The organism is Pseudomonas sp. 22526 (genome assembly GCF_052044735.1).
In the GTDB taxonomy this organism is placed as follows: domain Bacteria; phylum Pseudomonadota; class Gammaproteobacteria; order Pseudomonadales; family Pseudomonadaceae; genus Aquipseudomonas; species Aquipseudomonas piscium.
In genome coordinates this window covers 106,740-129,226 of the sequence record NZ_JBQENK010000018.1, presented here as the reverse complement: position 1 = coordinate 129,226, position 22,487 = coordinate 106,740, and the positions used below count along the sequence as shown (strand labels likewise).

Sequence of the window (22,487 nt, the reverse complement as noted above, 5' to 3'; positions counted from 1 at the left end):
CGCTCCTACAGAAGCCGATAAAAAAGGCCCGCATTGTGCGGGCCTTTTTCATTTACCGGGAGAGCAGGGGATCAGCCCGCTACCAGTACCCGGATCGCTTCCAGGCGCAGCGCGGCTTTTTCAAGCATGGCCAGGCCTTGTTCGCGTTGTTGGCGCAGGGCCACCAGCTCGCTGTCGCGCACGGTCGGGTTGACCGCTTGCAACGCGGTCAGGCGCGCCAGTTCTTCGTCGGTGTCGGCGGCCAGGCGACGTTGCGCCTCGGCCACGCGCTCGGCGTGACGCGGGGCGATCTTCGCTTCGCCGGCGTTGATCTTCGGCGTCAGCTGGTCGCGCTGGGCCTGGATGAACTTGTTGGCGCTGGCCCGTGGCACGCTTTCCAGCTGGTCGTTGAGGGTCTCGAAGGCGACGCGCGCCGACAGGTCGTTGCCGTTGGCGTCCAGCAGGCAGCGCAGGGCAGCCGGTGGCAGGTAGCGGCCCAGCTGCAGCGAACGCGGTGCTACCACCTCGCTGACGTACAGCAGTTCCAGCAACACGGTGCCGGGTTTCAGCGCCTTGTTCTTGATCAGCGCCACGGCGGTGTTGCCCATGGAGCCGGACAGCACCAGGTCCATGCCGCCTTGCACCATCGGGTGTTCCCAGGTGATGAACTGCATGTCTTCGCGAGACAGCGCCTGGTTGCGGTCGTAGGTGATGGTCACGCCTTCGTCATCGCCCAGGGGGAAGCTGGCGTCGAGCATTTTTTCGCTCGGCTTGAGGATCAGCGCGTTGTCCGAATGGTCTTCGCTGTCGATGCCGAAGGCGTCGAACAGGGTTTCCATGTAGATCGGCAGGGCGAACTGGTCGTCCTGTTCGAGGATCGCTTCCACCAGAGTATCGCCTTCGCCAGCGCCGCCGGAGTTGAGTTCCAGCAGACGGTCGCGACCGGTGTGCAGCTCGTCTTCCAGACGCTCGCGCTCGGTGCGCGCTTCGTCGATCAGCGCTTGCCACTCGCCGTCGTCGGCTTCTTCCAGCAGCGGCAGCAGGCGCGGGCCGAACTGATGCTGCAGGGCGTTGCCGGTCGGGCAGGTATTGAGGAAGGCGTTCAGCGCTTCGTGGTACCACTGGAACAGACGCTCTTGCGGGCTGGTTTCCAGGTATGGCACATGCAGTTCGATCACGTGTTTCTGGCCGATCCGGTCGAGACGGCCGATCCGCTGCTCCAGCAGGTCCGGGTGCGACGGCAGATCGAACAGCACCAGGTGGTGGGCGAACTGGAAGTTGCGACCTTCACTGCCGATTTCCGAGCAGATCAGCACCTGGGCGCCGAACTCTTCGTCGGCGAAGTAGGCGGCGGCGCGGTCGCGCTCGAGGATGTTCATGCCTTCGTGGAATACCGTGGCCGGGATGCCGGAACGCACGCGCAGGGCGTCTTCCAGGTCCATGGCGGTTTCCGCGTGGGCGCAGATCACCAGGACCTTGGTGCGCTTGAGCATCTTCAGCTGGTCGATCAGCCACTCGACGCGCGGGTCGAATTTCCACCAGCGCTCTTCTTCGCTGGCGTCCGGCTGGGCCTGGAAGCTGACTTCCGGGTACAGCTCGGCGTGTTCGCCCAGCGGCAGTTCCAGGTACTCGTCCGGGCACGGCAGCGGGTACGGGTGCAGTTTGCGCTCGGGGAAGCCTTGCACCGCGGCGCGGGTGTTGCGGAACAGCACGCGGCCGGTGCCGTGGCGGTCCAGCAGCTCGCGCACCAGGCGCGCGCTGGCCTCGCTGTCGCCCTCGTTGACGGCGGCGAGCAGGGCTTCGCCTTCGTTGCCGAGGAAACCGTGGATGGTCTTGTGCGCTTCTGGCGACAGGCGACCTTTATCCAGCAGCTCCTGCACGGCTTCGGCCACCGGGCGATAGTTTTCGCTCTCGGCGCGGAAGGCGGCCAGGTCGTGGAAACGGTTCGGGTCGAGCAGGCGCAGACGGGCGAAGTGGCTGTCCTGGCCCAGCTGTTCCGGGGTGGCGGTGAGCAGCAGGACGCCCGGGATCACCTCGGCCAGCTGTTCCACCAGCGCGTATTCCGGGCTGACCTGGTCTTCGTGCCACACCAGGTGGTGGGCTTCGTCGACCACCATCAGGTCCCAGCCGGCGGCGAACAGCGCGTCCTGGGCCTTCTCGTCGTCCACCAGCCATTCCAGGGCCACCAGGGCGAGCTGGGTGTCCTCGAAGGGGTTGGCGGCATCGCTTTCGATAAAACGTTCTTCGTCGAACAGCGCGACCTGCAGGTTGAAGCGCCGGCGCATTTCCACCAGCCACTGGTGCTGCAGGTTCTCCGGGACCAGGATCAGCACGCGGCTGGCGCGGCCCGACAGCAGCTGGCGATGGATCACCAGGCCGGCTTCGATGGTCTTGCCCAGGCCCACTTCGTCCGCCAGGAGAACCCGCGGCGCGATACGGTCGGCGACTTCACGGGCAATGTGCAGCTGGTGGGCGATAGGCTGGGCGCGTACGCCACCCAGGCCCCACAGCGACGATTGCAGCTGGCGGCTGGTGTGTTCCAGGGTGTGGTAACGCAGGGAGAACCAGGCCAGCGGGTCGATCTGCCCGGCGAACAGACGGTCGCTGGCCAGACGGAACTGGATGAAGTTCGAGAGTTGGGTTTCCGGCAGGGTGACGACTTCGTTCTGCCCGTTGAGGCCGTGGTAGACCAGCAGGCCGTCGACGTCGTCGACTTCGCGCACGGTCATTTTCCAGCCTTCGAAATGGGTGATGGTGTCACCCGGGGAAAACCTCACGCGAGTGAGGGGCGCATTCCGTAGCGCATACTGGCGAGTGTCGCCAGTGGCCGGATAGAGCACGGTCAGCAAGCGGCCGTCCTGTGCCAGAACGGTGCCTAGACCTAGCTCGGCTTCGCTGTCACTAATCCAGCGTTGCCCCGGTTGATACTGCTGCGCCATGCTGCCTGACTCCCGCCTTGAAAAAGCCGACTATGTTAACGGATCGGCGCCCTCAGGCCAAAGGACTCTCACAAAAACAACTACGCTGGAAGGTAGCGTATCGGGCGCATTTGCCGGGGCTCGGGGCACTATCGGGTGACGACTGGGTCACAAGTTTGCGACCGATGGCTCAAGTCGCCCCCGCAGCAGCCGACAGCCTGCCGACAGGAGACCAATTATATGCTGCCCCCGATGCTGCCCTTGAGTGCCGTGCCCGTGACCTCCCAGCAGGATCCGATCCGGCCGCGCCCGGACATCCCACCGGTGGTGCCGGTGCAACAGAGTTCCAACGAAAGCACCATCGACCTGCAAAAGCGCGATGCCGAACAGTCGGCGCTGCTGCTGCGCGAAGAACAGCAGCGCCAGCAGCAAAAGCACAAACGCCAGCGCGAAGCCGAGGCAGAGAACGATCCCGAACTGCACCTGGCGGTGCCCGGGGACGAGTTGAATGCCGACAACACCGTGCCGGTGGTGCCGCTGATCGAAGACGCGCCACGCCAGGGGCTGTGGGTTGACGTCGAGGTTTAGACAGCCAGTTCTCGCAGCGCCTGCAACAGCAGGTCTGCTTCTTCTTGGGTATTCAGGTAACTCACGGCGATCCGCGCGATGCTGGTCAAGCTGCGGGCCTGCATGTCCAGGGGCGTGTAGGCAATGCCGTTGGCGCCGATATTGATGCCTTGCCGCGCCAGTCGTTGTTTCAGCTCGAACCCGTCCCATCCCTTCAGCGTGAAAGCAATCAGCCCCGATTGTTGCTGCTCGTACCCCAGATCCTGACGTTGCAGGCCCGGGATAGTGTCGAGCCCGAGGCGAATGCTGCGGCTCAGGCCATCGATGCGCTGGCGTATGGCGTCGATACCGATGCTGTTCAGCTGGTTCAAGGCGGCTTCCAGCCCAGCCAGCAGTACTAGGGACACTTCGCTGGTTTCAAAGCGCCGGGCATCCTCGCGCAGGGTGAAAGCCTGGCCATCCCAGGGCGCCGACAGCACATCCCGCTGCCCCGGATGCAGGCGTTGCACGAACTCCGGACGGACATACAGCAGGGCGGTACCGCGCGGCCCCCGCAGGTATTTGCGCCCGGCGCCCTTGAGCACATCGCACTGCAAGGCCTGCACATCGCAGGGCAATTGCCCCAGGGCCTGGCCGGCGTCGATGAAGTAGGGAATCTGCCGGGCCCGGGCCAGTGCGCCGATGGCGGCGGCCGGGTTGATCAGACCGCCGTTGGCCGGCAGCCAGGTCAGGGCAATCAGGCGCACCCGCGCATCGAGCATCCGTTCCAGGGCCGCGACCGAGACCGCGCCCTGGGTATCGCAGGGGATCACTTCCAGCCGGGCGCCGGCGGCGATGGCGGGGGCCATGCAGGCCAGGTTGCCGCCCCATTCATGGCGCCCGACCAGAATCCTGTCCCCCGCTTGCCACGGCCCCAAGGCATTGAAGGCCATGCCCCAGGCCGCGGAGCCGCTGCTGGCAAAGGCGATGGCCGAGCTACTGGTATTGAGCAGCCGGGCGGCGGCCTGGCGTGCTCTCTCCTGAAGCAGGGCGCCCTGGCTCGCGGCCTCCATGGGGCCCTCCGTGGCTTCACGGTGCAACTGTTCGAGCATGGCGTCGAGGCTCGCCTGGCTGGGCAGCGACGCTCCGGCATGGTTGAAGTGGATGACCTGGGCACAGCCCGGAGTGGCCGCGCGCAGCTGGCGGATGTGTTCCGGGCTCAGGGTGTTCATGGCTGCAGCTCGAAGATCGCATCGATCTCCACCGCCACGCCGCCCGGCAGGCTGGCGACGCCCACGGCGGTGCGGGCATGCCGGCCTTTTTCGCCGAGGGCGTCGACCAGCAGGTTGGAAGCGCCGTTGGCCACCGCGCCCTGGCGCTGGAAGTCGGCGCTGGCGGCAATGAATACGCCGAGACGGACGATACGCACCAGGCGCGAGAGGTCGTCATTCAGCGCATCGCTCAATTGTGCGAGCAGCCCCAGGGCCGCCAGCTCGGCGGCCCTGGCACCTTCTTCTTCGGACAAGGTTTCGCCCAGGCGTCCTATATAAGCAGGCTGGTCGCCGTGCAGGGGGATCTGCCCGGAGATAAACAGCAGGTTCTGGCTGCTGACGTGATTGACATAGTTGGCGATCGGTTGGCTCGGGACGGGCAGCTCGAAGCCCAGTTGTCGAACACGTTGGCTGAGGGAGTGATGCATGCTTGAGTCCTCTGGATGAAGGCCTTCAGCATGTTCAGCAGTGAGGCGCCGGACAAACGGATAGATCTAATCCGACGTATCGAAATTTCTCACTCGTCGGGGTGGCCGGCGGACTCGCGGTCCAGCCAGTCGATGAAGGCGGCAACCGCAGGGCTGAGCGGGCCCTCGGCGGTCACCAGCCAGTAACCGATGTCGTTTTCCAGGGGCGGCAGGTCGAAGGCCGGTACCAGGCTGCCTTCGGCCAAGCGACGGTGGATCAGTCGATGGCGACCCATGGCGATGCCCTGGCCGGCGATGGCGGCTTCGACCACGATGTTGTAGTCGTGCAACATCAGGCTGGTGTAGCGGCTGAGGTCGATGTGATGGTGTCTGCTCCAATCGTGCCACTCGAACGGCTGGTGCGACCTGGCCATGAGCAGAGGGCCCTGGGTCACCCCGCGGGCCTTGAATTCGGGGCTGCACACCGGGGTGAGGCGTTCCGCCATGAAGCGCCTGGCCTGGACGTTCGGCCAGCCGCCTTTGCCGTAGCGGATGGCCAGGTCGACTTCGGCGCCGGCGACATCCGCCAGGCCGATGGCCGGCAGCAGTTCGACGTGAATCTCTGGGTGCAGGCGGGTGAAAGCGGCCAGCCGTGGAGCCAGCCACAGCGTGGCGAACGAGGCCAGCAGGCCGATCCGCAAGACGCTGTGCTGCCGGCTGGCGTCGCGCAGCTCATGGGTGGCCTGGGCGATCCGTTCCAGGGCCGGGCGAATCTGTTGGTAGTAGGCGTTGCCGTCTGCGGTCAGGTCGATGGCCCGGGTCCGGCGGATGAACAGGCGTTTGTCCAGGTAGTGTTCGAGCTTGTGCACCTGATGGCTGACCGCGCTCTGGGTCACCGACAGTTCCTGGGCCGCCTTGACGAAGCTGAGATGACGGGCCACGGCCTCGAACGCACGCAGTGCCAGGAGGGGAGGGAGGGCCTTGTGCAGTTCCACGTCATACATCCTTTGCCGAACGCTGAAAGTGCCGATTCTGCGGGGAAAAAATCGCCAAGGCACCGACTTTATCGTGCTGGACGAGTGCTGAGCGCTGGTCAGCCGCCGCGTCACGCCGCATTATTGGCAAACCCGCAAGGGCCGCAGCCGCGCTATCTATATATAGAGGCTCCGGTCGACATTGACCTGAATGATGCAAGCCAACGCCATGAGCCAAGACGACAATCTGATCGACCTGAACGCCGAACGTAGCAAGCGTGTGCATGACCTGAAGGAAAAGCGCCTGAATGAAGTGCGCCAGGCATTCGAGCAGGCAATGCCCCTGGGCAAGCCGAAGAAGAAGCCGAAAAAGCCGAAAAAGCGCTGAACCGGGCGCGATCTGTTGATGTAAGTCAGTTATTTCCCCTCCCTGTCGTCCTGTCGTGGGCGACCATTGACCCCGGTCAATTTTCCCCGCCGCCTCTTTGGTTAACTTAGCCCCATCGCAACAGGGCAAGAGCAGGAGGCCAGTCATGTTTTTCGACAATGTGGTGATCGCCGGAGTGCTGACTGTCGGCCTCATGGTTCTGTTTTTCGCTGGGTTTGGATTTTTCATCTGGAAAGATGCGAATAAACGCAAAAAACCTTAAGTCTTTCCGGTAACGAGCACGCAAGGCATTTTGGGCAACTTCGGTTGCCCTTTTTTTTGCCTGCGTGTTTTGTAGGAGCGAGGCTTGCCCGCGATAGCGTCCGTTTGTGCGATACAGGTCTCCAGGTAAAACGCGAAACCAGGTTTCAGGGCTGCCTTGCAGCCCATCGCGAGCAAGCTTCGCTCCTACAGAAGCCGATCATTTCTTTCAGGCATAAAAAAAGGTGCGACCCGAGGGGCGCACCTTTTTTGTCGCGGACTGAGCGAATCAGGTCCCGAGGGCTTTCGAGGCCAGCCAGAACAGACCGGCCGACAGCGCCACGGTCGCCGGCAGGGTCAGCACCCAGGCCAGCAGGATGGTGCGCACGGTGCCGCTTTGCAGGCCGCTTTTGTTGGCGACCATGGTCCCGGCCACACCCGAAGACAGCACGTGGGTGGTCGATACCGGCAGGCTGAAGATGTTGGCCATGCCGATCAGGCCGGCGGCGGTGATCTGCGCCGACATGCCCTGGGCATAGGTCATGCCTTGCTTGCCGATCTTCTCGCCGATGGTCTGTACCACACGTTTCCAGCCGATCATGGTCCCCAGGCCAAGGGCCAGGGCCACGGCCAGGATCACCCAGAACGGCGCGTACTCGGTGGTGGCGGTCAGGTCTTTGCGCAACTTGTCCAGGTCAGCCTTTTCACGGGCCGGAAGGTGCGGCAGCTTGCCGACTTTCTTCGCGGTGTCATCCAGGCAGAGCAGGTAACGACGCACTTCGATGCGGCTTTCGGCCGGCAGCGAGTGATAGTCGGCAACGCCCTTGAGGGTGCCCAGCAGCGCCTCGATGGTCGGTTCGGTCTGCTGCGGGTTGCAGCGGAACTTGCCTGGCAGGTCGTCTTTCACGCTTTTGCCCAGGGCCAGGAACTCGCCCAGGGAGTCCTGGTTGCGCTGATAGAACTGGCTCAGGTGCAGGGTGGCGTCGCGGGTACGTTCGATCTGGTAGGTGGTGCTGTTCAGGTCGAGCACGAACTGCGCAGGCACGATACCTATCAGTACCAGCATGATCAGGCCGATGCCTTTCTGGCCGTCGTTGGAACCGTGGACGAAGCTCACGGCCATGGCCGAGATCACCAGGACCAGGCGATTCCAGAAGGGCGGGTGTTTCTTGTCGTCGATCTTGCGGCGGTCTTCCGGGGTCTTGTGCATCTTCGAGATCGGGCGCCACCACTTCAGGCCGATCAGCACCAGGGCGGCGATCAGGAAGCCGGCCATTGGCGAGAACACCAGGGAAGCACCGATGTCGATCGCCTTCTGCCAGTTCACGCCATCGCCCAGGGGGATGTCGCTGAGCAGGGCATTGGCCAGGCCGACGCCGAGGATCGAACCGATCAGGGTGTGGGAGCTGGAGGCGGGAATACCGAAGTACCAGGTGCCCAGGTTCCAGGTGATGGCTGCGGCCAGCAACGAGAAGACCATGGCCAGGCCGTGGCCGGTGTTGACATTGATCAGCAGCTCGACCGGCAGCAGATGGACGATGGCATAGGCCACGCCGACGCCGCCCAGCAGCACGCCGAGGAAATTGAATACACCGGAAAAGAATACGGCCAGGTGCGGCGGCATGGCTTTGGTGTAGATAACAGTGGCAACCGCATTTGCGGTGTCATGAAAGCCGTTGATGAACTCGTAGGCGAGGACAAAAGCCAGGGCGAGCAAGAGGCTCACAAGCACCCAAGCATCCAGTCCGCTGAATAAATCGATCATGAAGGTTTTCTGACCCGGTCATAAGGGGGCGCGATTATGCCAGAAAACCCTGGTAATCGATGCACTAGGTGCTGGTTGGTAACATTCTTCAACGAAAAAGCCGGAGGCAGGCCAATGGCCATGCCTTTTTTCGAGGCATGGGCAAGCCATTGATTTTACTGGGGCTCATCCTAAAGGTCAGGGGCGCAACGCTCAGCCAAACGTCTCAAACGCTTGTATGAAATTTCAGTTCCATGACACTTTTTGAGTCCTTGAGGCCCATCCGCTGCCATGCGCCTGGCACCTGCCCGGCCTTGCGATCGGCATTGATCCGCAAGGGCACCGAGCAATGCGAAAGCTTCAGGCGAACAGCATCACGGCTGTTCTGCCTTGAGCTCTTTTTCCATCTTTTGCAGTTCTTGGGTAAATGCCTGGTCGAGAATGCTGGCGCGCTTGCGCCAAGGTTTGCGTTCCGGTTCAGGCTGGGCGGCGTAGGTGGTGACTTCGCCTCCGTAAACTTCCTTGTAACGTTGTTCCTGGCGCTCAAGTTCCGCGCGCAGTTCGTCTTTCGTCACAGTGTTACCTAATTGAGTTGAGATAATTCCGGCGATACGCATTGCCTCGATCGGGTTTATCAAACCGCCTCGTACCCGCCTCGATTAACGGAGCCAGGAGTGCGATGGGGGTCGCTAAACCGCTTCTTGTTGCATGCGGCCACGCCACCGGATAAGAACAGCTGTCGTAGCAACAGTTTCTTTTTTGCAAACGCATTGGCCGGGCATATTGGGATGAGCGTCAAGCGCTTGCTGCAGGAAGCGTCACTTACCTGGACGCACCTGATGATACTGCCGAATGCAGAAAAGCGTCGGTGATCACTTTACTCATTATAGCGGCGGCCATGAATAACTCTATCGGCAATAAGTTAAAAATCATCAACTTGATATCAGGGTTTTGTTACACGAAAGTTTTAATCCGTATGACGAGAGTGGTCATCCAGCAGTTCTGTAACAAGGCCTGACAAGTTGCACGAACTAACACAAGGCATGAGAGTTTTATTGGCGGCGGAAAAAAGTCGCGTCGGGCAGGCAGCGCTGTCGGGATGGATTGCGATTACCGGTCGACGGTTCGATAATCGCCCAATGTTGGCCGTGCAGGCTTGTGCATCCTTTCCAGTACGGCTTGTAATAAGCCAGACCTCCGTCGCAGAGAACCTGAAATGAACGATCAATTGCGTAATTCCTTCGCTTCCGCCGCGCCACCGATTGTCGCTTCGCCGGCCAAGCGGATTCAGGCGCTGACGGGTGATCCGGATTTCATGACCTCTCTGGCTCGCGGCCTGGCGGTGGTCCAGGCCTTTCAGGAGCGCAAGCGCCATCTGACCATCGCCCAGATCAGCCACCGCACGGAGATTCCCCGTGCCGCCGTGCGCCGCTGCCTGCACACCTTGATCAAGCTCGGTTACGCCACCACCGATGGCCGTACCTATTCGTTGCTGCCCAAGGTGCTGACGCTGGGGCACGCCTATCTGTCTTCCACGCCGCTGGCGGTGTCGGCCCAGCCTTATCTGGACCGCATGAGCGAGCAACTGCACGAAGCCTGCAACATGGCCACCCTGGAAGGCGACGACATTCTGTACATCGCCCGTTCGGCCACTACCCAGCGCCTGATCTCGGTCGATCTCTCGGTCGGTGGACGCCTGCCGGCCTACTGCACATCCATGGGCCGGATCCTGCTGGCGGCGCTGGATGACGCCTCGTTGCGCGAATACCTCGAGCATGCCGACCTGCAAGCCAAGACCAGTCGTACCCTGCACACGCCGGAGGCGCTGCTCGAATGCCTGCAACAGGTTCGGCAGCAGGGCTGGTGCATCGTCGATCAGGAACTGGAGCAAGGCCTGCGCTCCATCGCCGTACCGGTGTACGACGCTTCGGGCCAGGTGCTGGCCGCGCTCAACGTCAGTACCCATGCCGGCCGCGTCAGCCGCGCCGAGCTGGAGCAGCGCTTCTTGCCGGGCCTGCTCAGCGCTAGTCGCGACCTCAGCGCCCAACTGTTCGCTTGAGGGCTGCCTGCTTAAGCTGTTCGATAAACGCACAGATACGCGCTTGCTGAATTGACGCTCTTTCCCTTGCCTCATTAATGTCGCGGCAGCGTCATCCGGCCACTGGAGCTCTGCCTCTCCAATGGCCGCGTGGCGACCCCATAATAATGAAGAGGCCAACCCCCATGAGCATCGCCCGCGCGCCCAGCCGCGCCCCTTTATCCTGCCTTCGCCTGCCGATGGCCTGATCCCGCAAGACCCTTTTCGATCTGAACCGACCAGCCCTGGCTGGCACCTGTTCGCCTGCGTTTTTCGCGTGGAATAAAAATAATGAACCAGCCTCAATCCGCTGTAGGGAACTGCCTCGATGTGCAGTCCTTTATCAATGCCCAGCCGCTGTCGCGCTATCAGTGGCGGGTGGTGATCCTGTGTTTCCTGATTGTCTTCCTCGATGGCCTCGATACCGCGGCCATGGGTTTTATCGCGCCGGCGCTGTCCCAGGACTGGGGCATCGATCGCGCCAGCCTCGGCCCTGTGATGAGTGCGGCGCTGATCGGCATGGTCTTCGGCGCGCTGGGCTCCGGCCCGCTGGCTGACCGCTTCGGGCGCAAAGTGGTACTGGTGGGGGCGGTATTGCTGTTCGGTGCCTTCAGCCTGGCGTCGGCCTACAGCACCAATGTCGACCAGTTGCTGGTACTGCGTTTCCTCACCGGCCTGGGCCTGGGCGCCGGCATGCCGAATGCCACCACACTGCTCTCCGAGTACACCCCCGAGCGCCACAAGTCGTTGCTGGTGACCAGTATGTTCTGTGGTTTCAACCTGGGCATGGCCGGCGGCGGTTTCATTTCCGCCAAGCTGATTCCGGCGTTCGGCTGGCACAGCCTGCTGCTGATCGGCGGGGTCCTGCCGCTGATCCTGGCAGTGGTGCTGCTGGCCTGGTTGCCAGAGTCAGCGCGTTACCTGGTGGTGCGCAATCGCGGCACCGACAAGGTACGCAAGGCCCTGGCGCCGATCGAGCCGGGCACGGTGGGTCAGGCCGCGAGCTTCAGCGTGCCGGAACAGAAGACCGTGAAGGCGCGCAACGTGTTCGCGGTGATTTTCTCCGGCACCTACAGCGTCGGCACCTTGCTGTTGTGGCTGACCTATTTCATGGGGCTGGTGATCGTCTACCTGCTGACCAGCTGGCTGCCGACCCTGATGCGCGACAGCGGCGCGAGCATGGAGCAGGCGGCCTTTATCGGCGCGTTGTTCCAGTTCGGTGGGGTGCTCAGCGCCGTGGCGGTGGGCTGGGCCATGGACCGCTTCAACCCGCACAAGGTCATCGGCATCTTCTACCTGCTGGCCGGGGTCTTCGCCTACGCGGTCGGGCAAAGCCTGGGCAACATCACCTTGCTGGCGACCCTGGTGCTGGTCGCCGGCATGTGCGTCAACGGTGCGCAATCGGCGATGCCGTCCCTGGCCGCGCGCTTCTATCCGACCCAGGGCCGCGCCACCGGCGTGTCGTGGATGCTCGGCATCGGTCGCTTCGGGGCAATCCTCGGGGCCTGGATGGGCGCCACGCTCTTGGGGCTGGGCTGGAACTTCGAGCAGGTACTGACCGCGCTGGTGATCCCGGCGGCGCTGGCGACCACGGCGGTGGTGATCAAGGGCATGGTCAGCCATGCGGATGCCACCTGATCGAATGGGCAAAGCGCTCCTGAAGGGAGCGCTGAATATCTGTAGCCGCTGCCGCAGGCTGCGATCGACCCGGGCCGCGTTCGGAGAACGGTCGCGAAGATCTCAGGATCGCTGAAGGCCTTCGGCCTTATCGCAGCCTTCGGCAGCGGCTACAGCGCAATCGATAGTCAGACAACAATCTGTTCGATAAACGAACGCTCAGTCGATTATCGGATTGTTTGGGTGTTTCCCCCAGCTTAATCTTCAGTCACTCAGGTCGCATCCCTTGCGCCTTTTTCTTCCAGTCGCTCAATAACAATCGGGAGATCCCACCATGGCTGAAATCCTTTCGCTGCACGACGCGGTGAAGCAGTTCGTCAACGACGGCGATACCGTCGCGCTCGAAGGCTTCACCCACCTGATCCCTACGGCCGCGGGTCACGAAATCATTCGCCAGGACAAAAAAGACCTGACCCTGGTACGGATGACCCCTGACCTGATCTACGACCAGTTGATCGGTGCCGGTTGTGCCCGCAAGCTGATTTTCTCCTGGGGCGGCAACCCGGGCGTGGGCTCCCTGCATCGCCTGCGGGACGCGGTCGAGAAGCAATGGCCCCATGCCCTGGAAATCGAAGAACACAGCCACGCCGACCTGGCCAACGCCTATGTGGCGGGCGCCTCGGGCCTGCCATTCGCGGTGTTGCGTGCTTATGCCGGCTCCGACCTGCCGAAGGTCAACCCGCTGATCAAGAGCGTGACCTGCCCATTCACCGGTGAAGTGCTGGCGGCGGTGCCATCGGTACGCCCCGACGTCACCGTGATCCACGCGCAAAAAGCCGACCGCAAGGGCAACGTGCTGCTGTGGGGCATTCTCGGCGTGCAGAAGGAAGCCGCCCTGGCCGCCAAGCGCTGCATCGTCACCGTGGAAGAAATCGTCGACGACCTGAACGCACCGATGAACGCCTGCGTGCTGCCGACCTGGGCCCTGAGTGCGGTCTGCCATGTGCCGGGCGGCGCCCATCCGTCCTACGCCCACGGTTACACCGAGCGCGACAACATCTTCTACCAGGCCTGGGACCCGATCGCCCGCGACCGTGAAGCCTTCACCGCCTGGATCAACGAATACATCCGCGGCAGCGCCGACTTCAGCGAATTCCAGGCCAAGCTGGCCGCAGCAACGGGGGCCAAATAATGACTTACTCCACCAATGAAATGATGACCGTGGCCGCCGCCCGCCGCCTGCAGAACGGCTCGGTGTGTTTTGTCGGGATCGGCCTGCCGTCCAAGGCCGCCAACCTGGCGCGCCTGACCTCGTCGCCGGACGTGGTGCTGATCTACGAATCTGGTCCGATTGGCGCCAAGCCGAGCGTGCTGCCGCTGTCCATTGGTGACGGCGAACTGGCCGAGACCGCGGACACCGTGGTGCCGACCGGCGAGATCTTCCGCTACTGGCTGCAAGGCGGGCGTATCGACGTCGGTTTCCTCGGCGCCGCCCAGGTCGACCGTTTCGGCAACATCAACACCACGGTGGTCGGCGACTACCACCAGCCGAAAGTCCGCCTACCGGGTGCCGGCGGTGCGCCGGAGATCGCCGGTTCCGCCAAGAGCGTGCTGATCATCCTCAAGCAGTCGTCGCGCTCCTTTGTCGACAAGCTCGACTTCATCACCTCGGTCGGTCACGGCGAAGGCGGCGATTCGCGCAAACGCCTGGGCCTGCCAGGTGCCGGGCCGGTGGGGATCATCACCGACCTGTGCATCATGGAGCCGGAAGCCGGCACCCATGAGTTCGTGGTCACCTCGCTGCACCCGGGCGTGACCCGCGAGCAGGTGGTCGCCGCCACCGGCTGGGCGATCCGTTTCGCCGAGCAGGTCGCGGAAACCGCCGCGCCGACCGAGATCGAATTGACCGCCCTGCGTGACCTGGAAGCCCGCACCGCCGCGGCCCACGGCCAAACCCCGGGAGAAGCCTGATGCGTGAAGTGTTTATCTGTGACGCCATTCGTACCCCCATCGGTCGCTTTGGTGGCGGCCTGTCGACGGTGCGGGCCGACGATCTGGCAGCGGTGCCTATCAAGGCGCTGATCGAGCGCAACCCGTCGGTGGACTGGAACGCGGTGGACGAGGTGTTCCTCGGCTGCGCCAACCAGGCCGGCGAAGACAATCGCAACGTGGCGCGCATGGCGCTGCTGCTGGCCGGGCTGCCGGAAACCATTCCGGGCGTGACCCTCAACCGCCTGTGCGCTTCGGGCATGGATGCCATCGGCACCGCCTTCCGTGCCATCGCCAGCGGCGAGATGGAGCTGGCCATTGCTGGCGGCGTCGAGTCGATGTCCCGCGCGCCCTTTGTCATGGGCAAGGCCGACACCGCCTTTTCGCGCAACATGAAGCTGGAAGACACCACCATCGGCTGGCGCTTCATCAACCCGCTGATGAAGACCCAGTACGGCGTGGATGCCATGCCGCAGACCGCCGACAACGTCGCCGACGATTATCAGGTGTCGCGCGCCGACCAGGATGCCTTCGCCCTGCGCAGCCAGCAACGCACCGCCACGGCGCAGGCCGCCGGGTTCTTCGCCGAGGAAATCGTCCCGGTGCGCATCGTCCACAAGAAGGGCGAGACCGTTGTAGAACAGGACGAACATCCGCGGGCCGATACCTCGCTGGAAACCCTGAGCAAACTCAAGCCGGTCAACGGCCCGGACAAGACCGTCACCGCCGGCAACGCCTCGGGCGTCAACGACGGGGCGGCGGCGCTGATCCTGGCGTCGGCCGAGGCGGTGAAAAAGCACGGCCTGACCGCCCGTGCCCGGGTGCTGGGCATGGCCAGCGCCGGCGTTGCGCCACGGGTGATGGGCATCGGCCCGGTGCCGGCGGTGCGCAAGTTGATCGAGCGCCTGGGCGTGGCGGTCAGCGATTTTGATGTGATCGAACTCAACGAAGCCTTCGCCAGCCAGGGCCTGGCGGTGTTGCGCGAACTGGGCCTGGCGGACGACGCGCCCCAGGTCAACCCCAACGGCGGCGCCATCGCCCTTGGCCATCCGCTGGGCATGAGCGGCGCGCGCCTGGTATTGACCGCGCTGCACCACCTGGAAAAGACCGGTGGCAAGAAAGGCCTGGCAACCATGTGCGTGGGTGTCGGCCAGGGCCTGGCATTGGCCATCGAGCGCGTCTGACGCGCTTTTTATAAGAACGAGGATCGAGCATGACCGACAAGCCCGGTTACCGGCGCCCGCAACCAGGGACTCAGCCTGAGTACCTGCACCCGGCCTACAAATCCACCAACACCCGCTCGCCGTCCAAGCCGCTGGTGTTCCTGCCCCATTCGCTGTCGGAAATCACCGGCCCGACCATCGGCGCCGATTACCTGCAGGACAAGGATAACGACCTGACCGCCCAGCATGCCGGCGAGCCCCAGGGCGAACGCATCATCATCCACGGCCGGGTGCTGGACGAGAACGGCCTGCCGGTGCCGGGGATCCTGGTGGAGATCTGGCAGGCCAACGCCGCCGGTCGCTACAACCACGAGCGTGACCTGCACGATGCGCCGCTGGACCCGAACTTCACCGGTACCGGGCGTACCGTCACCGATGCCGATGGCTGGTACCAGTTCCAGACCATCAAGCCCGGTGCCTACCCCTGGGGTAACCACCACAATGCCTGGCGTCCGGCGCATATCCACTTCTCGCTGTTCGGGCCGAGCATCCTCACGCGCCTGGTGACCCAGATGTATTTCCCCGGCGACCCGCTGCTGGCCTACGACCCGATCTACAACTGCGTGCCGGACACCAGTGCCAAGGAACGCCTGATCGCCAGCTTCGACCTGGAGAAAACCATTCCGTCCTACGCCCTCGGCTACCGTTGGGACATCGTCTTGCGCGGCCGCGATGCCACGCCGATGGAGAAATAAGATGACGCTGACTGCGACCACGTCCCACACCGTCGGCCCCTACTACCACATCGGCCTGACCTGGCTGAACCGCGAAGACCTGACCCAGGCCGAGACCCTCGGCGAGCGGGTGGCGATCAGCGGCCAGGTGGTGGATGGCAACGGCGATTTCGTCAACGACGCCATGCTGGAAATCTGGCAGGCCAACGCGGCCGGCAAGTACGACCACCCGGAAGACGATCAGGCCAAGGCCCTGGACCCGAACTTCCAGGGCTTCGGCCGGGTGCCGGTGGATGGGGAAGGGCGTTTCCGCTTCACCACCATCAAGCCGGGCACAGTGCCTGGCCTGCAGGGTTCGACCCAGGCGCCGCACCTGGTGGTGCTGGTGTTTGCCCGGGGCCTGGTCAAGCACCTGCTGACCCGCATCTACTTCGACGGCGAACCGGCCAACGCCACCGATCCGCTGCTGGCCTGCGTGCCCGCAGAGCGTCGCGCCACCTTGCTGGCCAAGGCGGATGCGCCGGGTCACTACCAGTGGAACGTGATCCTGCAGGGTACCGACGCGGAAACCGTGTTCTTCGATTATTGAGTGTGCCTGGGGGCATCGCGAGCAAGCTCGCTCCTACATGACCACAGTTGAATCACGGCATCGTGACCGACCCACNCATCCTGTAGGAGCGAGCTTGCTCGCGATAAGGCCGAATAGGCCGCTCCCCCCCAAGGTCGTCTTGCGGAACGGGACTGTTACAAAGTATGTCTAGACTCACCACGTCCCCAAAGAGTGAAAATCCATGACAACGTTAACCAGTCACTACACGACCGAGGAACGCAGCAAGAGGATCTTCGCGATCGTCGGCGCCTCCTCCGGCAACCTGGTCGAATGGTTCGACTTCTACGTCTACGCCTTTTGCGCGATCTACTTCGCCCCGGCGTTTTTCCCCTCCGACGACCCCACGGTGCAACTGCTCAATACCGCCGGCGTGTTCGCCGCCGGGTTCCTGATGCGTCCTATCGGCGGCTGGCTGTTCGGCCGGGTGGCCGACAAGCACGGGCGCAAGAATTCCATGATGATTTCGGTGCTGATGATGTGCGCAGGCTCCTTGGTCATCGCCTTCCTGCCGACCTACGCCAGCATCGGTGCCTGGGCGCCGGCGCTGCTGCTGATGGCGCGGCTGTTCCAGGGCCTGTCGGTGGGGGGGGAATACGGCACCACCGCGACCTACATGAGCGAAGTTGCGCTCAAGGGCCAGCGCGGGTTCTTCGCCTCCTTCCAGTACGTGACCCTGATCGGCGGGCAATTGCTGGCGGTGCTGGTGGTGGTGATCCTGCAACAGTTTCTCGACGAAGCGCAGCTCAAGGCCTGGGGCTGGCGGATTCCGTTCGTGATCGGCGCCATCGCGGCCCTGATCTCCCTGCTGCTGCGGCGTTCGCTGAAAGAAACCAGCAGCAAGGCAATGCGTGAAGACAAGGACGCCGGCAGTGTGGCCGCGCTGTTCAAGCATCACTCGAAAGCCTTTGTCACCGTGCTCGGCTACACCGCCGGCGGCTCGCTGATTTTCTACACCTTCACCACCTATATGCAGAAGTACCTGGTGAACACCGCCGGCATGCACGCCAAGACCGCCAGCTACATCATGACCGGCGCGCTGTTCCTGTATATGTGCATGCAGCCGCTGTTTGGCATGCTGGCGGACAAGATCGGCCGGCGTAATTCGATGCTCTGGTTCGGCGCGCTGGGCACGCTGTGCACCGTGCCTATCCTGCTGACCCTGAAAACCGTCAGCAGCCCGTTCCTGGCCTTTGTGCTGATCACCCTGGCCCTGGCGATCGTCAGTTTCTACACCTCCATCAGCGGCCTGGTAAAAGCCGAGATGTTCCCGCCGCAAGTGCGGGCGCTGGGGGTAGGCCTGGCCTATGCGGTGGCCAACGCACTGTTCGGCGGTTCGGCGGAATACGTGGCCCTGGGCCTGAAATCCCTGGGCATGGAAAACACCTTCTACTGGTACGTGACGGCGATGATGGCGATTGCCTTCCTGTTCAGCCTGCGTCTGCCTAAACAGGCGGCGTACCTGCACCACGATCTTTGACCTGTCCGCGTGCGTCCGTCGCGGACGCACGCCCCAAAGGATTGTTTATGAGTACACCGGCGAGCAACCAACTGTTCGATGCCTACTTCACCACCCGCGATATGCGCGCGGTGTTCTGCGACCAGGGCCGGGTCCAGGCCATGCTCGACTTCGAGGCCGCGCTGGCCCGGGCCGAGGCTCGGGTCGGGGTGATCCCGGCCGAGGCGGTAGCGCCGATCGAGGCGGCCTGCCGGGCCGGGCTCTATGATTTTGCCGCCCTGGGCCAGGCCATAGCCACCGCGGGCAACTCGGCGATTCCGCTGGTCAAGGCCCTGGGCAAACAGATCGCCAAGAGCGATGCCAGCGCCGAGCGTCATGTGCATCTGGGCGCCACCAGCCAGGATGTGATGGACAGCGGGCTGGTCCTACAACTGCGGCGGGCGCTGAGCCTGATCGACAACGACCTGGCGCGCCTGGGCGGCATCCTGGCCGCCCAGGCCCAGCGTTATGCCGCCACCCCGATGGCCGGCCGGACCTGGCTGCAACATGCCACGCCGGTCACCCTCGGCATGAAGATCGCCGGTTGGCTGGGGGCGCTGACCCGCAGCCGCGAGCGTCTGGCGCAGCTCAAGCCGCGCTTGCTGGTGCTGCAGTTCGGGGGGGCCTCCGGCACTCTCGCAGCCCTGGGCGAGCAGGCGCTGCCCATTGCCCAAGCCCTGGCCGAGGAGTTGCAACTGAGCCTGCCGGAACAGCCCTGGCATACCCAGCGCGACCGGTTGGTGGAGTTCGCTTCGGTGCTCGGTCTGATCGCCGGCAGCCTCGGCAAGCTCGGCCGTGACATCAGCCTGCTGATGCAGACCGAGGCGGCGGAAGTCTTCGAGCCGTCGGCGCCGGGCAAGGGTGGCTCCTCGACCATGCCGCACAAACGCAACCCGGTAGGAGCGGCGGTGTTGATCGGCGCGGCGACCCGGGTTCCCGGGCTGCTGGCGACTCTGTTCAGCGCCATGCCCCAGGAGCACGAACGCAGTCTGGGCCTGTGGCACGCCGAATGGGAAACCCTGCCGGAGATCTGCTGCCTGGTGTCCGGCGCCTTGCAACAGGCGCTGCTGGTGGCCGACGGGCTGGAAGTCGACGCCGCGCGCATGGCCAGGAACCTCGACCTGACCCAGGGGCTGGTACTGGCGGAAGCCGTGAGCATCGCCCTGGCCCAGCGCCTGGGCCGCGAGACCGCGCACCATCTGCTGGAGCAATGCTGCAAGCGCGCGGTGGCCGAACAGCGGCATCTGCGCGCGGTGCTGGGGGATGAGCCGCAAGTGACCGCCGAGCTGTCGGCGGAAGAACTGGATCGCCTGCTGGACCCGGCGCATTACCTCGGCCAGGCGCAAGCCTGGGTCGAGCGCGCCGTGGCCGAACATTTAGCCTTGAACGCCTGAAGGAGACTGCCGTGGCATTCGTACAACTCGCCGATGGCGAACTGCATTACCAACTGGATGGCCCGGCCGATGCGCCGGTGCTGGTCCTGTCCAACTCCCTGGGTACCGACCTGCATATGTGGGATATCCAGATTCCGGCTTTTACCAAGCACTTCCGGGTGCTGCGTTTCGACACCCGTGGCCATGGCAAATCCCTGGTCACCGCAGGCCCCTACAGCATCGAGCAGTTGGGGCGCGACGTGCTGGCGCTGCTGGATGCGCTGCATATCCAGCGCGCGCATTTCTGCGGTCTGTCCATGGGCGGGCTGATTGGCCAGTGGCTGGGCATCAATGCCGGCGAGCGCCTGAACAAACTGGTGGTGTGCAACACTGCGGCGAAGATCGGCGACCCCTCGGTGTGGAACCCGCGCATTGAAACCGTGCTGCGCGATGGCCAGGCGGCCATGGTCGCATTGCGCGATGCCTCGATCGCCCGCTGGTTCACCCCGGACTTCGCCGCGGCGCACCCGGACCAGGCCAAGCTGATCACCGACATGCTGGCGGCCACCTCGCCCCAGGGTTATGCCGCCAACTGCGCGGCGGTGCGTGATGCGGATTTCCGCGATCAACTGTCGGCGATCGAAGCGCCGACCCTGGTGGTGTCCGGCACTGAAGATGCGGTCACGCCGCCATCGGGCGGGCATTTCATTCAGGAGCGCGTGCGCGGCGCCGAATACACCGAGTTCCATGCGGCGCACCTGTCCAACGTCCAGGCCGGCGCGGCGTTCAGCGAGCGGGTCGTGGCCTTTCTGCTGGCTGACCAGAACATTTGAGGAAGCCCCCGATGGACGAGAAACAACGTTACGCCGAAGGTATGCAAGTGCGTCGCGCGGTGCTGGGCGACGCCCATGTCGATCGCAGCCTGAACACCCTGACCGAGTTCAACTCGGAGTTCCAGGAAATGATCACCCGGCACGCCTGGGGCGATATCTGGACCCGTCCGGGCCTGCCGCGCCACACCCGCAGCCTGATCACCATCGCCATGCTGATCGGCATGAACCGCAACGAAGAGCTCAAGCTGCACCTGCGTGCCGCCGCCAACAACGGCGTGAGCCGCGCCGAGATCAAGGAAGTGATCATGCAGAGCGCGATCTACTGCGGCATTCCGGCGGCCAACGCGACCTTCCACCTGGCCGAGTCGGTGTGGGACGAACTGGGCGTCGAATCCCGCGGCTGATAACCCTCGACCTGTAAAGAAACGCGGCGCCGAGCAGTTCGGCGCCGCTGCGTTTTCCCTGTAGGAGCGAGCTTGCTCGCGATGAACCTGAGAGCGCCGCGTTTAGCCAGCAAGAACGCGTCATCGTTGACGATCATCGCGAGCAAGCTTCGCTCCTACAGAAGCAAGGCCGTGTTTACAGCAGGCTGATCGGGTAGCTGATGATCAGGCGGTTCTCGTCGAACTCATTGGTGCTGAAGTCGCGGCGCATGGTCGAGTTGCGCCATTTGACGTTGAGGTTCTTCAGCGTGCCGCTTTGCACGGTGTAGGCCAGCTCGCTCTCGCGTCCCCATTCCTTGCCATCGGTGATGGTGCCGGTGTGCACATTATCGCCCTTGATGTAGCGGTTCATCAGGGTCAGGCCGGGTATGCCGACAGCGACGAAGTTGTAATCATGACGCAGTTGCCAGGACCTTTCCTGGGCGTTGTCGTAGCTGGCGTTGTAGCTGTCGTTGGCCAGGGTGCCGCCGCTGGTGCCGTTGACGCGCATCCAGGCGTTGTCGCCGGTGAGTTTCTGCAGGCCGACATAGAAGGTGTGGCCGCCGTACTTGGCCGAGAACAGGCCCGACCAGGTCTTGTTGTCCAGGTCGCCGGCGCGGGCGCTGCCATCCTCCTTGCCGTAGAAGAAGCCGATGTTGGCGCCCAGGGTCCAGTCGCCCAGCGGCTGGCTGTGGATCAGGTTGAGGTATTGCTGGCTGTAGATGTCCTTGAGCTGGGCGTTCCACACGCCGACCTGGGTGCGCTTGTCGTTGAAGCTGTATTCGCCGCCCTGGAAGTTGAAACGGTCGGAGGTGAAGGCCGCTTTGCCGGTCATCGACATGTCGCTCATGCTGCTGTCGTCACGCGGGCTGTTGGCGCGGAACTGGCCGCCGTAGAGGGTCAGGCCGTCAATTTCCTTCGAAGTGATCTGGCCGCCGCGGAAGGTCTGGGGCAGGGAGCGACCGTCGTCCGAGCGCAGGATCGGCAGCACCGGCATCCATTCGCCAACCTTGACCTCGGTCTGCGACAGGCGCGCCTTGAACGCCACGCCTGTGCGGCCGAAGTGGTCGGCCGGACGCCCGTCGTGATCCAGGGGCAGCAGTTGGGTGCCGCCGGTGCCCTTGCCGCCATCGAGCTTCAGCGAGTACAGCCCCAGCACGTCCATGCCGAACCCGAGGGTGCCCTGAGTGAAGCCGGACTTGGCGTCGAGGATGAAGCTCTGGGTCCATTCTTCAGCCTTGCCCTGGCTCTTGCCCGGGTTGGTGAAGTTGCGGTTGATGTAGAAGTTGCGCAGGTTCAGGTTGACCTTGGCATCTTCGAGAAAGCCGGACTCCGCGGCCATGACCGGCAGGGCCGTGCCGGCGATGCTGACGGCCAGCAGGCTGGGCAGCAGGGAGTAGGGAGTGCGAATGGATGGCTTCATGGATCGGGCTCTCTAATTGTTAGGGGTGAGGCAGGGCGCTGCCGCAACGTCAGGTTGCAGACAAGGTTGAAACCGGGAGGGTGGATGGAGCGGAATCAGCCGGAGCGGGCAGGGCGCGGGGTCATGGTGACGAACCTGTTGTTATTGGTTTTTGTAGGTGCGGGGAATGGTGCGTTGGATCAACGGCCCTGTTCAATTGGCCTTGGCGGGTTTTGGGCGATTAACGAACACAAGTGACGGCCGTCTTCGGCCCATAAAAAAGCCCACCGAAAGGTGGGCTTTTT

General features: G+C 63.6%; 21 protein-coding genes. 14 read left to right on the top strand and 7 right to left on the bottom strand.

Annotation, left to right across the window (positions count from 1 at the left end; translation table 11 throughout):
• Positions 1–71: 71 nt before the first annotated feature.
• Entirely contained in the window at positions 72–2,918 is a 2,847-nt protein-coding gene (rapA, locus tag ACTJKT_RS24345) for an RNA polymerase-associated protein RapA (RefSeq protein WP_440788861.1), read from the bottom strand.
• A gap of 219 nt (positions 2,919–3,137) precedes the next feature.
• Between rapA and ACTJKT_RS24340 the strand changes: the two genes are divergently transcribed.
• Positions 3,138–3,485, top strand: a complete 348-nt coding sequence (locus ACTJKT_RS24340; RefSeq protein ID WP_025806750.1) for a hypothetical protein — start codon at positions 3,138–3,140, stop codon at positions 3,483–3,485.
• On the opposite strand, the gene ACTJKT_RS24335 is transcribed toward ACTJKT_RS24340, so the two are convergent.
• The 3 genes from ACTJKT_RS24335 to ACTJKT_RS24325 form a co-directional block, all read right to left on the bottom strand.
• The gene (locus ACTJKT_RS24335; RefSeq protein ID WP_440788860.1) at positions 3,482–4,675 is read right to left on the bottom strand and encodes an aminotransferase class V-fold PLP-dependent enzyme; all 1,194 of its coding nucleotides are present in this window, start codon (positions 4,673–4,675) and stop codon (positions 3,482–3,484) included. The genes ACTJKT_RS24340 and ACTJKT_RS24335 overlap by 4 nt on opposite strands.
• Positions 4,672–5,142: a RidA family protein gene (locus ACTJKT_RS24330; protein ID WP_440788859.1), complete on the bottom strand. Its 471-nt coding sequence runs from the start codon at positions 5,140–5,142 to the stop codon at positions 4,672–4,674. Before ACTJKT_RS24330 ends, ACTJKT_RS24335 begins: the two co-directional genes overlap by 4 nt.
• An 89-nt stretch (positions 5,143–5,231) precedes the next feature.
• Entirely contained in the window at positions 5,232–6,116 is an 885-nt protein-coding gene (locus ACTJKT_RS24325) for a LysR substrate-binding domain-containing protein (protein ID WP_440788858.1), read from the bottom strand.
• A gap of 208 nt (positions 6,117–6,324) precedes the next feature.
• Between ACTJKT_RS24325 and ACTJKT_RS24320 the strand changes: the two genes are divergently transcribed.
• The gene (locus ACTJKT_RS24320; RefSeq protein WP_097305301.1) at positions 6,325–6,483 is read left to right on the top strand and encodes a hypothetical protein; all 159 of its coding nucleotides are present in this window, start codon (positions 6,325–6,327) and stop codon (positions 6,481–6,483) included.
• 145 nt (positions 6,484–6,628) lie between these two features.
• Positions 6,629–6,745 (top strand): cytochrome c oxidase subunit CcoM, encoded by a 117-nt coding sequence (ccoM, locus tag ACTJKT_RS24315; RefSeq protein WP_015634423.1) that lies wholly within the window; start codon positions 6,629–6,631, stop codon positions 6,743–6,745.
• A 267-nt stretch (positions 6,746–7,012) separates the two neighbouring features.
• Here the strand turns inward: ccoM and ACTJKT_RS24310 are convergent, their stop codons facing one another.
• Both ACTJKT_RS24310 and ACTJKT_RS24305 read right to left on the bottom strand, forming a co-directional pair.
• A complete protein-coding gene (locus ACTJKT_RS24310) occupies positions 7,013–8,488 on the bottom strand; it encodes an inorganic phosphate transporter (protein WP_440788857.1) in 1,476 nt (491 codons plus the stop codon).
• A gap of 353 nt (positions 8,489–8,841) precedes the next feature.
• Positions 8,842–9,042 carry a hypothetical protein gene (locus ACTJKT_RS24305; RefSeq protein WP_009047397.1) on the bottom strand — a complete coding sequence of 67 codons (201 nt, stop codon included), beginning with the start codon at positions 9,040–9,042 and terminating at the stop codon, positions 8,842–8,844.
• Between the two features lie 641 nt (positions 9,043–9,683).
• On the opposite strand from ACTJKT_RS24305, the gene pcaR reads away from it, so the two are divergent.
• The 11 genes from pcaR (at position 9,684) to pcaC (ending at position 20,762) form a co-directional block, all read left to right on the top strand.
• On the top strand, positions 9,684–10,526 hold the full coding sequence (gene pcaR / locus ACTJKT_RS24300; RefSeq protein ID WP_009047398.1) for a pca regulon transcriptional regulator PcaR: 843 nt from the start codon (positions 9,684–9,686) through the stop codon (positions 10,524–10,526).
• Between the two features lie 309 nt (positions 10,527–10,835).
• Complete coding sequence (locus ACTJKT_RS24295; RefSeq protein WP_440788856.1) at positions 10,836–12,182, top strand: MFS transporter; 1,347 nt, start codon at positions 10,836–10,838, stop codon at positions 12,180–12,182.
• A 313-nt stretch (positions 12,183–12,495) separates the two neighbouring features.
• Complete coding sequence (locus ACTJKT_RS24290) at positions 12,496–13,353, top strand: CoA transferase subunit A (RefSeq protein WP_440788855.1); 858 nt, start codon at positions 12,496–12,498, stop codon at positions 13,351–13,353.
• Positions 13,350–14,132, top strand: a complete 783-nt coding sequence (locus ACTJKT_RS24285) for a CoA-transferase subunit beta (protein ID WP_173678536.1) — start codon at positions 13,350–13,352, stop codon at positions 14,130–14,132. Before ACTJKT_RS24290 ends, ACTJKT_RS24285 begins: the two co-directional genes overlap by 4 nt.
• Entirely contained in the window at positions 14,129–15,334 is a 1,206-nt protein-coding gene (pcaF, locus tag ACTJKT_RS24280; protein ID WP_440788866.1) for a 3-oxoadipyl-CoA thiolase, read from the top strand. Before ACTJKT_RS24285 ends, pcaF begins: the two co-directional genes overlap by 4 nt.
• Positions 15,335–15,363: 29 nt before the next feature.
• Entirely contained in the window at positions 15,364–16,068 is a 705-nt protein-coding gene (gene pcaH / locus ACTJKT_RS24275) for a protocatechuate 3,4-dioxygenase subunit beta (protein ID WP_440788854.1), read from the top strand.
• A 1-nt stretch (position 16,069) separates the two neighbouring features.
• Positions 16,070–16,636 carry a protocatechuate 3,4-dioxygenase subunit alpha gene (gene pcaG / locus ACTJKT_RS24270; RefSeq protein WP_440788853.1) on the top strand — a complete coding sequence of 189 codons (567 nt, stop codon included), beginning with the start codon at positions 16,070–16,072 and terminating at the stop codon, positions 16,634–16,636.
• A 202-nt stretch (positions 16,637–16,838) separates the two neighbouring features.
• Positions 16,839–18,134, top strand: a complete 1,296-nt coding sequence (locus tag ACTJKT_RS24265) for an MFS family transporter (protein ID WP_440788852.1) — start codon at positions 16,839–16,841, stop codon at positions 18,132–18,134.
• 47 nt (positions 18,135–18,181) lie between these two features.
• Positions 18,182–19,546, top strand: coding sequence for a 3-carboxy-cis,cis-muconate cycloisomerase (locus ACTJKT_RS24260; RefSeq protein WP_440788851.1), 1,365 nt, complete (start codon positions 18,182–18,184; stop codon positions 19,544–19,546).
• An 11-nt stretch (positions 19,547–19,557) separates the two neighbouring features.
• Positions 19,558–20,358, top strand: coding sequence for a 3-oxoadipate enol-lactonase (gene pcaD / locus ACTJKT_RS24255; protein WP_440788850.1), 801 nt, complete (start codon positions 19,558–19,560; stop codon positions 20,356–20,358).
• 11 nt (positions 20,359–20,369) lie between these two features.
• Positions 20,370–20,762, top strand: coding sequence for a 4-carboxymuconolactone decarboxylase (gene pcaC, locus ACTJKT_RS24250; protein ID WP_025806762.1), 393 nt, complete (start codon positions 20,370–20,372; stop codon positions 20,760–20,762).
• A 175-nt stretch (positions 20,763–20,937) separates the two neighbouring features.
• Here the strand turns inward: pcaC and ACTJKT_RS24245 are convergent, their stop codons facing one another.
• The gene (locus ACTJKT_RS24245) at positions 20,938–22,203 is read right to left on the bottom strand and encodes an OprD family porin (protein WP_440788849.1); all 1,266 of its coding nucleotides are present in this window, start codon (positions 22,201–22,203) and stop codon (positions 20,938–20,940) included.
• Between the last annotated feature and the right edge of the window lie 284 nt (positions 22,204–22,487).

What these genes read in the sequence shown, in the direction of transcription:
- ACTJKT_RS24310 (WP_440788857.1), bottom strand. Translation starts at nt 8,488, where the DNA reads ATGATCGATTTATTCAGCGGACTGGATGCTTGGGTGCTTGTGAGCCTC.
- pcaR (WP_009047398.1), top strand. Translation starts at nt 9,684, where the DNA reads ATGAACGATCAATTGCGTAATTCCTTCGCTTCCGCCGCGCCACCGATT.
- rapA (WP_440788861.1), bottom strand. Translation starts at nt 2,918, where the DNA reads ATGGCGCAGCAGTATCAACCGGGGCAACGCTGGATTAGTGACAGCGAA.
- pcaG (WP_440788853.1), top strand. Translation starts at nt 16,070, where the DNA reads ATGACGCTGACTGCGACCACGTCCCACACCGTCGGCCCCTACTACCAC.
- pcaH (WP_440788854.1), top strand. Translation starts at nt 15,364, where the DNA reads ATGACCGACAAGCCCGGTTACCGGCGCCCGCAACCAGGGACTCAGCCT.
- ACTJKT_RS24245 (WP_440788849.1), bottom strand. Translation starts at nt 22,203, where the DNA reads ATGAAGCCATCCATTCGCACTCCCTACTCCCTGCTGCCCAGCCTGCTG.
- ACTJKT_RS24335 (WP_440788860.1), bottom strand. Translation starts at nt 4,675, where the DNA reads ATGAACACCCTGAGCCCGGAACACATCCGCCAGCTGCGCGCGGCCACT.
- pcaC (WP_025806762.1), top strand. Translation starts at nt 20,370, where the DNA reads ATGGACGAGAAACAACGTTACGCCGAAGGTATGCAAGTGCGTCGCGCG.
- ACTJKT_RS24340 (WP_025806750.1), top strand. Translation starts at nt 3,138, where the DNA reads ATGCTGCCCCCGATGCTGCCCTTGAGTGCCGTGCCCGTGACCTCCCAG.
- ACTJKT_RS24265 (WP_440788852.1), top strand. Translation starts at nt 16,839, where the DNA reads ATGACAACGTTAACCAGTCACTACACGACCGAGGAACGCAGCAAGAGG.
- ACTJKT_RS24260 (WP_440788851.1), top strand. Translation starts at nt 18,182, where the DNA reads ATGAGTACACCGGCGAGCAACCAACTGTTCGATGCCTACTTCACCACC.
- ACTJKT_RS24320 (WP_097305301.1), top strand. Translation starts at nt 6,325, where the DNA reads ATGAGCCAAGACGACAATCTGATCGACCTGAACGCCGAACGTAGCAAG.
- ACTJKT_RS24290 (WP_440788855.1), top strand. Translation starts at nt 12,496, where the DNA reads ATGGCTGAAATCCTTTCGCTGCACGACGCGGTGAAGCAGTTCGTCAAC.
- ccoM (WP_015634423.1), top strand. Translation starts at nt 6,629, where the DNA reads ATGTTTTTCGACAATGTGGTGATCGCCGGAGTGCTGACTGTCGGCCTC.
- ACTJKT_RS24330 (WP_440788859.1), bottom strand. Translation starts at nt 5,142, where the DNA reads ATGCATCACTCCCTCAGCCAACGTGTTCGACAACTGGGCTTCGAGCTG.
- ACTJKT_RS24295 (WP_440788856.1), top strand. Translation starts at nt 10,836, where the DNA reads ATGAACCAGCCTCAATCCGCTGTAGGGAACTGCCTCGATGTGCAGTCC.